Annotated in this window: 13 protein-coding genes and 1 pseudogene; 10 read left to right on the forward strand and 4 right to left on the reverse strand. The window is 62.0% G+C overall.

Annotated features, from left to right (window positions below):
* From JQ567_RS38410 to JQ567_RS30920, 6 genes and pseudogenes are all read left to right on the forward strand, one after another.
* Positions 1-201 (forward strand): annotated as a pseudogene (locus JQ567_RS38410) (hypothetical protein); the annotation flags it as partial.
* 550 nt (positions 202-751) lie between these two features.
* Positions 752-1,429: a PilZ domain-containing protein gene (locus JQ567_RS30900; protein WP_212442329.1), complete on the forward strand. Its 678-nt coding sequence runs from the start codon at positions 752-754 to the stop codon at positions 1,427-1,429.
* A 132-nt stretch (positions 1,430-1,561) separates the two neighbouring features.
* Positions 1,562-3,070 (forward strand): FAD-dependent monooxygenase, encoded by a 1,509-nt coding sequence (locus tag JQ567_RS30905; RefSeq protein WP_212442330.1) that lies wholly within the window; start codon positions 1,562-1,564, stop codon positions 3,068-3,070.
* A 938-nt stretch (positions 3,071-4,008) separates the two neighbouring features.
* On the forward strand, positions 4,009-4,734 hold the full coding sequence (locus JQ567_RS30910) for an HpcH/HpaI aldolase/citrate lyase family protein (protein ID WP_212442331.1): 726 nt from the start codon (positions 4,009-4,011) through the stop codon (positions 4,732-4,734).
* 87 nt (positions 4,735-4,821) lie between these two features.
* On the forward strand, positions 4,822-5,112 hold the full coding sequence (locus JQ567_RS30915; protein WP_212442332.1) for a hypothetical protein: 291 nt from the start codon (positions 4,822-4,824) through the stop codon (positions 5,110-5,112).
* 344 nt (positions 5,113-5,456) lie between these two features.
* On the forward strand, positions 5,457-5,753 hold the full coding sequence (locus tag JQ567_RS30920; protein WP_212206028.1) for an HU family DNA-binding protein: 297 nt from the start codon (positions 5,457-5,459) through the stop codon (positions 5,751-5,753).
* A 36-nt stretch (positions 5,754-5,789) separates the two neighbouring features.
* On the opposite strand, the gene JQ567_RS30925 is transcribed toward JQ567_RS30920, so the two are convergent.
* From JQ567_RS30925 to JQ567_RS30935, 3 genes are read right to left on the reverse strand one after another with little or no spacing between them, the layout of a single operon-like run.
* Positions 5,790-6,203 (reverse strand): Rieske (2Fe-2S) protein, encoded by a 414-nt coding sequence (locus tag JQ567_RS30925; RefSeq protein WP_212442333.1) that lies wholly within the window; start codon positions 6,201-6,203, stop codon positions 5,790-5,792.
* Positions 6,203-7,306 (reverse strand): amidohydrolase family protein, encoded by a 1,104-nt coding sequence (locus tag JQ567_RS30930; protein WP_212442334.1) that lies wholly within the window; start codon positions 7,304-7,306, stop codon positions 6,203-6,205. Before JQ567_RS30930 ends, JQ567_RS30925 begins: the two co-directional genes overlap by 1 nt.
* Positions 7,303-8,388, reverse strand: a complete 1,086-nt coding sequence (locus tag JQ567_RS30935; protein WP_212442335.1) for an amidohydrolase family protein — start codon at positions 8,386-8,388, stop codon at positions 7,303-7,305. The genes JQ567_RS30930 and JQ567_RS30935 overlap by 4 nt, the downstream gene beginning before the upstream one ends.
* 197 nt (positions 8,389-8,585) lie before the next feature.
* Between JQ567_RS30935 and JQ567_RS30940 the strand changes: the two genes are divergently transcribed.
* Positions 8,586-9,566 carry an MBL fold metallo-hydrolase gene (locus JQ567_RS30940; RefSeq protein WP_212442336.1) on the forward strand — a complete coding sequence of 327 codons (981 nt, stop codon included), beginning with the start codon at positions 8,586-8,588 and terminating at the stop codon, positions 9,564-9,566.
* A 3-nt stretch (positions 9,567-9,569) separates the two neighbouring features.
* Positions 9,570-10,052 carry a CinA family protein gene (locus JQ567_RS30945; protein WP_212415356.1) on the forward strand — a complete coding sequence of 161 codons (483 nt, stop codon included), beginning with the start codon at positions 9,570-9,572 and terminating at the stop codon, positions 10,050-10,052.
* A 166-nt stretch (positions 10,053-10,218) separates the two neighbouring features.
* Here the strand turns inward: JQ567_RS30945 and JQ567_RS30950 are convergent, their stop codons facing one another.
* Positions 10,219-11,070 (reverse strand): metal-dependent phosphohydrolase, encoded by an 852-nt coding sequence (locus tag JQ567_RS30950; RefSeq protein ID WP_212442337.1) that lies wholly within the window; start codon positions 11,068-11,070, stop codon positions 10,219-10,221.
* Between the two features lie 264 nt (positions 11,071-11,334).
* Between JQ567_RS30950 and JQ567_RS30955 the strand changes: the two genes are divergently transcribed.
* Positions 11,335-12,225, forward strand: coding sequence for a VOC family protein (locus tag JQ567_RS30955; protein WP_212442338.1), 891 nt, complete (start codon positions 11,335-11,337; stop codon positions 12,223-12,225).
* Between the two features lie 400 nt (positions 12,226-12,625).
* Positions 12,626-12,943, forward strand: coding sequence for a hypothetical protein (locus JQ567_RS30960; RefSeq protein ID WP_312017496.1), 318 nt, complete (start codon positions 12,626-12,628; stop codon positions 12,941-12,943).
* Positions 12,944-12,982: the final 39 nt, after the last annotated feature.

A 12,982-nucleotide genomic window follows, 5' to 3' on the forward strand; every position in this document is an offset into this window, starting at 1 on the left:
AGGGAAGACCGGGTGCGCGCTGCACCCGCGGTCTCGCGTGCGGTTTGCACAAAACAAAATGCACACGAGCATACAGGTCCAGCGGAGAACACCCGGCCTTCCCTGCGCAATGGCTTTACGGCTTATATCGTGCTCTCCCTGGTGAACGGGCTTTCTTGCCACCATTGCCCGCAAGAAGCGTTTGGCTCCTCACGAACGTGACGCCAGCAACGGGGCGCCAGGACCACACGACTTCGCCGTACGCGTCAGTGCCGTTCGTCGCCAGCACATCAGCGTCCACCGCAACCCGTCCAACGTCCGTGACGACGGCCGACGCCCTTCTGAGTAGGACGGGATGGCCAAAGATATGCACCTGATTTTCCTTCTGGTAAACAGAAATGTTTTTTATTTCAGGGCTTGACACGATTTCCGAAAATCGGAACCGATTTGCCCCGCCTTCCGCCTTCGCTCGTTGAGCTACGGCGGACAGGTCGCCAAGGCTACGCCGAGCGCGGCCGTCGGGGCCGGTCGGCGGCGAGCCGATCGAGTTCCATTCATGGAAAATTAGGATAGTTGCCGATTCCGCCTACCCTTTTACCTCCCCTTCAGGAAGTGCCCTTAAAGGCTACCGCTTCGAGATTGCTTCAGCTCTCCACGAGCGAACGGCGTTTCGCGTGGTGCGCCCGAGGTCGCGAATGACCGAGGAGCAGCCTATCAAGCTGACAAAGATCAGCGGCCGCTCAAACTCTCCCGTTTGCCCCAAGGATCCATCGTGCCTGTTCAGGATTTCCTCAGCCAGCGAGCGGTGAATGTCATCGTCGGCGGCAGCTACACGCTGCCGAACTGGTATGACCCGCAGGGCAAGCTTCGTACCTTCGCCTGCCGCACCACGCGCGTGTCGCCGTACCGCATGATCGTCGAGGTGCCCGTGGTCGGCAAGATCGGCGACCGCCTGACGTCGTATTTCCGCGACTTCGGAAAATTCGAGGGCAGCATCAGCGACACGATGAATCGCAGTTTCATGATCGAGCTGGAGATGACGCGCGAGCGGCGCGAAAAACTCTCTGACATGCTGACCTGGCTGGAGAAGAAGCAGAAAAATCCGGCGATGCTGGAGCTGCGAAAGAATGCGCGCTTCGTGCCGCCCAATCCGCATTCCACGCTGACCCTGGCGGATAGTTCGATTCACTCCTGCTTCATCATCGATTGCTCGGTCACGGGCGTTGCGGTGTCGACCGCCGTGCAGCCGCCCGTCGGCATGCCGCTCGCGGTCGGCGCCTGCGTCGGACGCGTCGTGCGGCTGTTGCCCAACGGCATCGCGGTCAAGTTCGTCGAGCAGCAGACGGTTCGCGATCTCGAGCGGCTGGTTGCCCGAACCGTTCCAGTGGCGGCAAAAACCCTTATCGCCTCGCCCGAACCGGTGGCGGCCTTGAACGCGGTGATGGCTTGAATGGCGGGCTTCTGTCCGCAAAAAGCGGAATACCCAGCCTCCCCACACTGATATGTAGCGCGCAAGGGGCTTGCTTCAAGACCCCGGTCATCCCGTAGAACGCCGGCCGAAGCCAACAGCGGGAGGGACGACATGGGTGCGGCAAAGACTGAGCATGCGGTGGTGATCGCCGGAGGCGGTCCGACAGGGCTGATGCTGGCGGGCGAGTTGGCGTTGGCGGGTATCGACGTCGCCATTGTCGAGCGGCGGGCCAGCCAGGAACTGGCGGGCTCACGCGCCGGCGGTCTGCATTCCCGCACCATCGAGATCCTCGATCAGCGCGGCATCGCCGATCGGTTCCTCTCAGAGGGACAGACGTTCGGGGTCGTGCACTTCCACGTTCCGCTCGATATCAGCGACTTTCCCACCCGGCACAATTACGGGCTCGGGCTATGGCAGAACCACATCGAGCGCATCCTGGCCGAGTGGGCCCGCGAGCTGGCGGTGCCGATCTATCGAGGAATGGAGGTGACAGGTTTCGCGCAGGACGACCGCGGCGTGGACGTCGCGCTGTCTGGCGGCGCATCGCTGCGCGCACAATATCTCGTCGGGTGCGACGGAGGACGCAGCCTGATCCGTAAAGCCGCCGGCATCGCATTCCCTGGATCGGACCCGACCGTCAGCAATTTGCTCGCCGAGGTCGAGGTGACCGAGCAGCCGAAACTGGGCATCCACCGCAATGATTTTGGTGTCCATTCCTTCGGCAAGTTGAACTACGAGATCCGCGACGGCGAAATAGTCTACCTGGATGGGGGGCCGCTACGGGTCATGGTGACCGAGCGAAACGTCGGGTCCGGCGGCGAGCCGACCTTAAGCGATCTCAGCGAGGCGCTGATCGATATCTTCGGGACCGATTACGGAATCCACAGTCCGACCTGGATTTCGCGATTCACCGACATGACCCGGCAGGCCGCTTCCTACCGTGACAGAAGGGTGCTGCTGGCCGGCGATGCCGCCCACGTGCACTACCCGGCCGGCGGACAGGGCCTCAACCTCGGTGTGCAGGATGCGGTGAACCTCGGCTGGAAGCTGGCGCAGGTCGTCAAGCAGACGTCGCCGGAAAGCCTGCTCGATACCTACCATGCCGAGCGGCACCCGGTCGCGGCCATCGCGCTGCGCAACACGATGGCGCAAGTCGCGCTGCTCCGCACCGACGACCGCAGCAACGCCTTGGGCGAGGCCGTGTCCGAACTGATGCGCATGGACGAGCCGCGCAAGCGGTTCGCCGCCGACATGTCCGGTCTCGGTATTCATTACGATCTCGGCGCGCGACACAAGCTGCTCGGACGCCGCATGCCCGATCTCGACCTGGTCACCGAAGGCGGCCCGCTGCGGGTGTTCACCCTGCTGCACGATGCCCGGCCGGTGCTGCTCAATCTCGCCGAGCGCGGCAGCCTCGACATCGCGCCATGGGCGGATCGGGTCCAATTGATCGACGCCAAGTATGATGGCGCGTGGGAGCTTCCGGCACTTGGCGCGGTCACCGCTCCCGACGCCGTATTAATTCGGCCCGATGGATATGTGGCCTGGGTCGGCGATTCAACCCAGGTAGGACTCGCCGACGCGCTGACCATCTGGTTCGGACCGCCTGCGGCGGCCTAGCCGCACAGGTTTTCCCGCGGCCGCTCGCTGATCCGCGAGCTGGCCGCGGACGTCACTTCAATTCAGCTTTGGCATTTTGCTCGCTTTGACCGTGTGTGGCTCCCTTCGGATCTCATCCCAAAGCTGACAAAATCGCCGAAGCCATCTTTCCAGATTAGTAGCGACGATAGCCCCGATGATATCCATAACCGCGACGTACATACGGGCGGCGGACGACGTAGGCTCCTCGCCGATACACGGGCGCTGTGCGAACGCAGCCGCGCGGACCGCAGACCACTGCAACACTTTCGACATTCGAAGGCTGGAGCTGTCCCAAGGGGGCGAGCGGAATAGCCGAAGCGGTTCCGGTCGAAAGCGCAGCGCCAGCTAAAGTGGCCAGTGCGAGAAGTGCGAATTTGAGCTTCATCTGGTTTTCTCCCTTTGAGTATATAGTCCACAGCAGCGCATAGGTTCCCCTGCGAACGACGGCTGAGTGCGAAATGCAAATCTCGTTACTCAGGCGGAGAGTCGGCTGCGCCGTCTGTCTCCGCGGCTGAAAGAAGCGGATTGACTTGTCCGTCGATGGTGCCGCCATCCGTCCTGTTGGCGATATGATGGGCCACCACCATTGGCGTGGCGCAGTGGTAGCCCCGCAATAAGCGCTTTGAATATGTCCGCTTTGGGTCCATTCACCGACATATCGGTCCAACCGCCTGATGTCGGCGCTTCCATCGTCAGCGGGCAGACGGTTTACGCCGGCCGCGTGCAAGACCCCACCATTCCGGACGGCAGCATTGATAGGGACTGCGGCCGTGCGTAAAGTTGCATCAACGCGTGTGCCCGGCTGCGTCGCCGTGTTCACCATGCACGACGCTTGAACGTCACCTTCGGAGGAAAATCCGTTGCGTCCAAACCCGATAAAACCACGGCTTGCGGCCGGCGGCTGTGCGTTCGGAACGATGACGTTCGAGTTTTTCACGCCGGGCTATCCTTCGATCTGCCGCGAGGCCGGCGCCGAATTCATCCTCTATGACATGGAGCATTCGGGCGTCGGCTTCGAAACAATGAAAGCGCAGTTCGCATTCTGCCGCGGGCTCGATCTGGTGCCTCTCGTGCGCGTTCCCTCCGGCGACTATCATCACATCGCCCGCGCGCTCGATATCGGCGCGATGGGCATCATGGTGCCGATGGTCGAAACATCCGAGCAAGCCAGGGCGATCGTTGGTTGCACGAAATATCCGCCCGTTGGGCGTCGCGGCGCCGCGTTCAATGTCGCGGCGCATGATGACTATGCCGGCGGAGCCGAGACCGACAAGATCGCCGAGGCAAACGCGCGCACGATGGTGATCGCGCTGGTGGAGACCGCTGATGGTATCGCGAACGTCGATGCGATCGCGGCGGTCGATGGCGTCGACGTGGTCTGGCTCGGCCACTACGATTTGACGAACTTCATGGGCATCCCGGGGCAGTTCGACAATCCGAAATTCCACAGCGCTGTCGATAAGCTGGTCCAGGCCTGCCAGAAACACGGCAAGACGCCGGGCTTCCTCGCCGGCGACGAGAAGTGGGCGCGCGATTTCCGCGCCAAAGGCTTTCGCATGATCGCCTACGGCGTCGATACGCTATTGATGCAGCGCGCGCTCGCCGACGGCATCAAGCTGCTGCAGAGAACGTTAAAGCCATAGAGGCGAAGGCGGCGTGCCAGGACGGCTCGCCGCAGTTCGACGAACTCCGCCAATTTCGGTGGGCAACGGGATAGAGCAGATCAAGCAATGGGTGTGTTTACCGAGGAAGTGACGACGACCTTTGAAGGACATCAGATCGCATGCAGCGCGGTCCCGGATATGGAGAAAGCCGGATTGATGATTTTGAAGTTGCACATCGACGGGCAGCTGGTTGATTCAGCCTCCGGTGTGTCGCTTTACAACCGCACGGCCTTGCTGCGTGGCGCGTTGAAAACGAGCGAAGCCAACCGTGTTGTGGAGATTTTTTCCTCCGGATTTTTCAACAAGCGATTGAATATTCATGTCGATGGCCGGCACATAGCTCGAAGCCAGGGCTGAACTGCCGCCTGCATCCCTCATCGCGGCTGAAGGGATTTTGTTGTGTCATTGCAAGATGATCAGGGCAGCCGTAGCAGCGCGTAACCTCGCAGAACGCCGGCGGCGCCCGCAACTATACAAGCCTCCTGCAGGTGCCGATCGATTCGGAAAGCGGTTCCCCACAGGCCGATCTACGCCTTGCGTTTTGGGCCTCGATAGGTTTTAAGCCCGGTAGCTTTCATGACCGCAGCCATGAACGGGAAGCGTTTGCGTGGCCTTGCCGCGCTCCAGACCGGGTTATGCACCCAGCATAACGCGTGCGCTTCAATCCGTTCTCAGTCCTCCACACAGAAAGGTAATTTTCAATGGCCAAGATGACCAAGAATCAGTTGATCGATGCAATCGCAGAGGGAACGCAGCTTTCCAAGAATGACGTCAAGGCCGTCATCGAGCAGATGGCCACCGTCGGCTACAAGGAGCTGAATGAATCCGGTGAGTTCGTCATTCCCGGCTTCGTCAAAATGTCTGTCGTGAACAAGCCGGCGACCGAAGCGCGCAGCGGCATCAATCCGTTCACGAAAGAGCCGATGGAGTTCGCGGCCAAGCCGGCCAGCAAGTCGGTCAAGGCGTCGCCGCTCAAGGTTGCCAAAGACGCGGTTTGAGGAAGAGGCGGCCGGCGTTCACGGGAACGGCGGCCGCTACAGATCCACCACCACGTAATCGCTCTCGACCGAGACCGCGATGGTCTCCGCGACATACGGCCCCTTCACCAGATTGGTGCCGGGCTCGACATTGACGGGATAGGCGCGGGCGCGGAAGCGCTTGGGGTCGCAGTAGGACTGGCCGGTGCGGATATCGAATTCCCAGCCGTGCCAGGGGCAGCGGATGATCTCGCCCAACTTGGTGTACTCGATCTCGCCGGGGTCCGAAGATGTGGCGAGCCCGATCAGCGGCCCTTCGCATAGCGCCGCGCCCTGATGCGGGCACCGGTTCAACAGGCCGAAAAACTCGCCCTTGACGTTGAAGATCGCGATCGGCCGCTCGTCGATGGTGAGGAATTTTCGCGTGCCCGGCGGCAACTCGTCCACCGGGGCAATCACATGCCGCGCCATCAAATTATCCCGTACAGCTTCTTGGCATTGTCGAGATAGAACGCCTGCTTGTTGGCGTCGCTGACGCCGGGGGGCAGCACGCGCGAGGGCTCGTCGAAATCCCAGTGCGGATAGTCGGTCGCGAACAGCAGTTTGTCCCAGCCGATCCATTCGATCACCTCGAACAGATGCTCGCGCCGTTCCGGATCTTCCATCGGCTGCGTGGTCCACCAGATGTGATCGCGGATATATTCCGACGGCCGGCGCTTCAGATGCGGCACCTCGCTGCGCAGCCGGTCGAAACTCTTGTCCAGCCGCCAGGAAAGCGAGGGCGCCCAGCCGAAGCCGGCCTCGATCATCACCATCTTCAGTTTGGGATAGCGCTCGAACACGCCCTCGAGCACGAGGCTTGCGAGCGCGGTCTGCTGGCACTGCGAATGGCCGACCATCTCCTCGATGTAAAAACTCGGCCAGCCGGAAGCTGTGATCGGATTGCCGCCGAAGCCGAAGGCGTGGACGCCGACGGGAAGGCAGATCTCCTGCGCCGCCTCATAGATCGGCCAGTAGCGGCGCTGGCCGAGCGGCTCGACATTGCGGCTCAGCAAAAGCACCTGCACGAAGTTCTTGTCACCGGCGCGCTTGCGGATCTCGGCGGCGGCGGTGGGGCCGTCTTCATTGGCGACGACGATCGAACCCTTCAGGCGGGAATCCTTGCTGGTCCATTTCTCGATCTGCCAGTCGTTGATCGCGGTCGCCAGCGCCGCGCTGAGATCGTGGTTGCGCAGGCCCTGCCCGGTGTCGAGCGGATTGAGCACGCCGAGCTCGACATTGTAGGGGTCGAGCAGCTGCTCCTGCATGAAGGATAGCGAGGAGCCTTGTTTGCCGCCTTCCGGCGGATAGGCGTCGCGGCGCGAGGCATTCGGCTGCGCCTTCGGATAGGGCGGGCCTTCCATCATGCCCTGATAGGCGTGCTTGCCGTAGGTCTCCAGATGCGAATGCCAGCGTTTTGCCAGGAACGGATAAAGCTCGGTCCCGGTGGCGCGCGCCGGATGGATGTCGCAATCGGCAATCGCGGTCTTGACGCTGACAGACGCTGACGGCTCGGTGCGGAACTGCACATTCATGGCGTTGCCTCCTTGAGCGCGGGCTGCGTTAGACGAGGATAGGTCGCGTGCGGATTATCGATCATGATCTTGCGCACAAGACCTTCCGAAATCCCCTCCGGCAGCACCTCGTCGCCGTCGAATTGCCAGTGCGGATAGTCGGTTGAGAATAGGAGCAATTCGTCCGACTGCATATGGTCGAACAGGCGATTTAACGTGGCGGGATCCGGCGGCGCGTCGACTGGCTGCAGCGAAAAGCGGATGTTGCTGCGCACAATCTCCAGCGGCGCACGGTCGACCCAGGGCGTTTCCATCCGCACCCCGCGCCAGAACTTGTGCAGCCGCCACAGGTAAGACGGCAGCCAGGTGAAGCCACTTTCCAGCATCACCATCTTCAGCTTCGGATGCCGGGCGAAGACGCCCTCGACGATCAGGCTGGTCAACTGGGTCTGGAACGCCTGCGCTTGGGCAACGTAATCCTCGACATGATAGGAACCCCAGCCGACCGAGGTCGGCGGGTTGTGATAGGCGGAGCCGGCGTGGATGCCGACGGCCAGCCCGAGCCGCTCGGCGGCGGCATAGATCGGCCAATAGGCGCGCTTGCCGAGCGGCATGTCGCCCATCACGAGCATCAGAACCTGAACGAAGCGCGGGTCCTTGGCGCAGCGCTCGATCTCGGCGACTGATTTTTCCACGCTCTGGGTCGGGATCACGATCGAGCCGCGCAGGCGGGAATCCTTGTCGAGCCACTCTTGCACCAGCCAGTCGTTCAGCGCGCGGCAGAAGGCGTCCTGCATGTCCTCGGAAAACACCATCTGCACGCCATACAAGGGATTGCAGATGCCGTAGCTGACCTGAAACCGATCGAGCGCCTGCTTTTGCATGTCGCTGAGGCTGGAGCCCGGCTTGCCCTGCGCCGGCCGCCAATCGGGGCGCGCGCTGATCGGCGAATTGGCCGGATAGGATTGCGACACCAGATCGGTCATGCCGCGCGTCGTCACCTGGTCGCGCCAGTAATCGTTCATGTACGGCAGCAGGCTGGTCAGATGGGGCACCGCGGGATGCAGGTCGCAATCCACGCCGCCTGCGATCGGTGACGTCATGATGTTTCCTTGCCCATGTTTCCTAACCCAGGTTTTCTTGCCCGGTTTCCCGTGCGCGCCCGCGGTCTCACGGCATCTTGTAAGCCACGCCGCTTGGTTCTTTGGCCGCATTCAAGCAGGCTGGTCGGTGCGCCGCAACTCGGCAAACGCTAGCCCCCTGTGCTAGGAAAACATGGGTCGGCCCTTAGGAGATTTTGATGATTCGGACTGGAAGCACGGCGGTTGCCATCACCCTTTTGCTGGCTGGCGCGGTAGCCGCGCAGACAGCTCCCCCTGCCCCGCCTGCCGCCCCCCCGCCGGTCGATTTCTCCAAGGTCGAGATCAAGACCACCGACCTCGGCGACAACGTTTACATGCTCGAGGGCCAGGGTGGGAACATCACGGTGGCGGTCGGCAAAACCGGCATCATCATGGTCGACGGCCAGTTCGCGCCGCTGCACGACAAGATCAAGGCCGCGATATCGACCATCTCGAACCTGCCGATCAAATACCTCATCAACACGCATTATCACGGCGACCATACCGGCGGGAATGAAGCCTTCGCCAAGGACGGCGTCACCATCGTTTCCGACGTCAACGTCAAGATTCGCCTGGCGGAGGGAACCACCAACGGCCTGACCGGCGTCAAGACGCCGCCGGCCGCAGCCGGCGCGCTGCCGAAGAAGACCTATGCCGGCGGGACGCTCAAGATCCGGCTTCCCGGCCGCGTCGCCGATCTCAGGCACATCGCCCACGCCCATACCGACGGCGACACCTATGTGTGGTTCAAGACCGCCAATGTGCTGTCGACCGGCGACACCTTCACCAATGGCCGCTATCCCAACATCGACTTCGCCAATGGCGGCAACATCAAGGGCATGATCGCGGCGGCCAACGTCTATCTCAAAATGACCAACGCCAAGAGCCGCATCGTGCCGGGCCACGGGCCGATCGCCTACAAGGCGGCATTGACCGAATATCGCGCCATGCTGGTGACCGCGCGAGACCGCATGGCTGTCCTGGTGAAGGAAGGCAAGAGCGAAGACGACGTGCTGGCCGCCAAACCGTTCGCCGATCTCGACAAGAAATGGGCGCCGACGGAGCTCGCCTCCAAGAACTTCATTCGCGTCGTCTATCATTCGCTGGCGGACAAGCCCGACAGGAAGTCATTGCTGAAACGAATGCTGCGCCGGAGTTGAGGAATGAAAGAACTCGTAACGATCGCCGAGAAGATCGCCGTCAAACTGATCGAGCGAAAACAGACCATCGCGATCGCGGAATCCTCCACCGGCGGCCTGATCTCGGCGGCGCTGCTTTCGGTGCCCGGCGCATCCGCCTATTTCCTCGGCGGCGGCGTGGTCTACACCCGCGACGCGCGGCGCATCCTGATGGATATCTCCGATGAGGCGATGAAGGGCCTCCGCTCGGCGTCGGAGCCCTATGCCAAACTGCTGGCGAGCCAGGTGCGCCAGCGCTTCGCCACCGACTGGGGCCTGTCGGAGACCGGCGCCACGGGACCGACCGGCAACCGCTACGGCGACGCCGCCGGCCACAGCTGCATGGCGGTCGCGGGCCCGCAGAATGCGGTGTTCACGCTCGAGACCGGCAGCGCGGACCGCCAGGCGAACATGCAGAAGTTTGCGAGCACGGCGCTGGGCCTGTTGCTGGAGAATGTGTCGCGATAACCACCATCGTCGTCCCGGCCTTGAGCCGGGACCCATACTCCGTGTCCTCTGTTTTTGAAAGACACTGTTCGACGACTTTGCCTAATCACTAATGCCTGTGGTTATGGGTCCCGGCTCAAGGCCGGGACGACGCCGGAATATGCGCCAGACCCTGATCGCGCGACGCTTATCGCTGCGGTCCCGACAGATTCACCTCCCGCTCGGCCCGGAAGACGTTGCTGTGCAGGTTGGCGATCCATTGCCGGCCGCTGGAGGTGACATTGAGATAGCGGATCGCAAGCTGGATCTGCGGCGCGACGTTAGTCCAATAAAACTGCGGGAATCGATAGACGATGTCGGCGGGCGTCGCGTAGCCCAGCGTCTTGTTCAGCCCGATTTCCTCGAATTCGTAGAACAGCGCATTCGACTTGCGCATGTAATTGGGATCGCCGAGCTGGCCGATCAGATCGGCCGCGCGCAGCAGCAATCCCTCCTCCTCGTTGAGGTCGTCACCGTCGTTCGGACCAGTGGCGTAGGGAAAGCGGGTGTATTCGATCGCCCGGGAAATCCGGCCCGCGTCGACTTCCTCCATCGCATCGAGCCGCTCGATCACGAACAGCTTTGAGCGGTCGACATGGTAGGGCGCGAGTGCGGCGTCGGACGATCCAACCGGCAGATGGACCTTGCGGCCGCTGAGATCAGCGACAAAGGCATCATCCTCGTCGCCCTGGACGACGCCGCGGACATATCCGATATCATGGGCGAGGCAGGCCATGATGAAGTTGGCGTAATCGTCGGCCGTGGTGGCGCGCGCCAGCGCGCGGCCGACCAGGATGTCGTGGCCCACCAGCGTCACCAGCATGGTGTGCTCGATGTTGTGATACAGCGCATCGCTGTTACCGATGCACTCCAGGGTCAGCCTCGCGGCAAAAGGCAATAGTTTCGTCAAATCGGAATGCGAGGCGCCGAACCGTCCCTCGGTTTCCCGTGACAGGAACGAACCCAGGGCTTGCGCGGTCAATTGGGGGATTGTGATCATCTCGGCACCCGCTCCCGTCTGTGGTCGCGCCGCGACGACGGCCTGCGCCGCAGCATCCCGGCTTTCCGATCGCTCACTTATCGAAGCTATCCTATCACCAATCCCTGCACGACCGGCTGGGTATATCCGCCGCACCCTTTGAATGTCTGATCGGCGATGCCCGTGATGCGCTCGGGGAAGATACCTGCTCTGCCGTCGCGGCGACGGCTGGATCATGGCACCGCGCCTGACTATAATCCGCTGGAACCTCCAGGGATCGCAGCCATGCAACAGCCGTTCGACCGCGCCGCCGAAGACCTCGGCAACTCGATCCATTTCGAGCACGTCAATGTCTTCGTGCCCGATCAGCGGCTGGCGACGCTGTTCTATGTCACCGGGCTCGGACTGACGCGCGATCCCTATCTGATGGTGTCGGACAGCAACATGTGGGTGAATGTCGGCAAGAGCCAGTTTCATCTGCCGAGCGGTGAGGCACAGGTGCTGCGCGGCCATACCGGCATCGTGATATCAGGCCGTGAGGCGCTGCTCGAACGGCTGGCGTCGGTCGCCAAAAAGCTCGAAGGCACCAAATTCGCGTATCGCGAACACAATGATTATGTCGAGGCGATCTGCCCGTGGGGCAATCGCGTACGCTGCTATGAACCCGACGCCGCGCGCTTCGGCCGCATCACGCTCGGCATTCCCTATGTCGAATTCGACGTGCCGGTCGGCTCCGCGAAAGCCATTTGCGGCTTCTACCCCGAGATCATGGGAATGCCGGCCGAACTCAAAAACGGCGACGGCGCCACGGCGCGCGTCAAGGTCGGCAAGGATCAATATCTGCAATTCCGCGAGACCGACCGGAAGCAGCCGGAATTCGACGGCCACCACGTGCAGATCTACATCACTGACTTCTCGGGCCCCTACCGCAAGCTCCTGGAGCGCAATTTGGTCTCGCAGGAAGACAACCCGTACCAGTACCGCTTCAAGGACATCGTCGACCTCGACAGCGGCAAGCATCTGTTCACGGTCGAGCACGAGGTGCGCAGCGCCACGCACCCGATGTTCATGCGGCCGCTGGTCAATCGCAACCCGGCAGAGACCAACCGCACCTACGCGCCCGGCCACGAACAATGGGCCTGGGCGATGGGACCGGACGAATATGACAGGCGGTAATTTTGACGTCGTCCCGGCGAAGGCCGGGACCCATACGCCGCGGCCCATATTTTGAGAGACGCTGTTCGACAGCTTTCGCGCCACACGAGCGCCTGTGGTTATGGGTCCCGGCCTTCGCCGGGACGACGGAGGTTTATTGAGCCAGGACGGCAGGATTCACTCGAAAGACGCCCCTATTAACGTTACATCTTAACCAATCATTAAGTATGCGTTTGCGGGCCCGAAAGGCCCGACCTAGCGTACGTCAGGGAGCGGCTTGGGGGAGCCGCCTGGAAACCAACGATTGGTATGTGCCATGGCGTATAGAATGCATTCGGCGCTTGTCGCGTCTCTCAGCGCAGCCGTAATTTTGCTTGCCGCGGGCGATACATTCGCAAGATCAGGAACAGCGCCAGGTGGCGTGCGTTCGGGGCCCCATTCGCCGGGCGTCCACGGTTTCGGACATCACCGCCGGCACAATGTCGGGACCTACTGGCCGGGAGGCGGCGGCTATTACTATTCGCCGTCGAATGGCGAGACCGTGGTCGAGGCGCCGCAGTCCACCACGCGCGACATCCGTTACACCTATACCTATGACGTGCCCTGGGATTGGGCGCATCGCTATCCGCCGAACGTTGTGCCGTCCGACCGGCCCTATGTGTCGAGCTGTTCCTCGGAGCCCGTCACGGTTCCCGGACGTAACGGCCAGACGACCATCAACATCACGCGGTGCTATTGATCGGCCATCAGTGTCGTCCCGGCCTAGTGCGCAATTGCG

This window comes from Bradyrhizobium sp. AUGA SZCCT0431, from assembly GCF_018131065.1.
Lineage (GTDB): Bacteria > Pseudomonadota > Alphaproteobacteria > Rhizobiales > Xanthobacteraceae > Bradyrhizobium.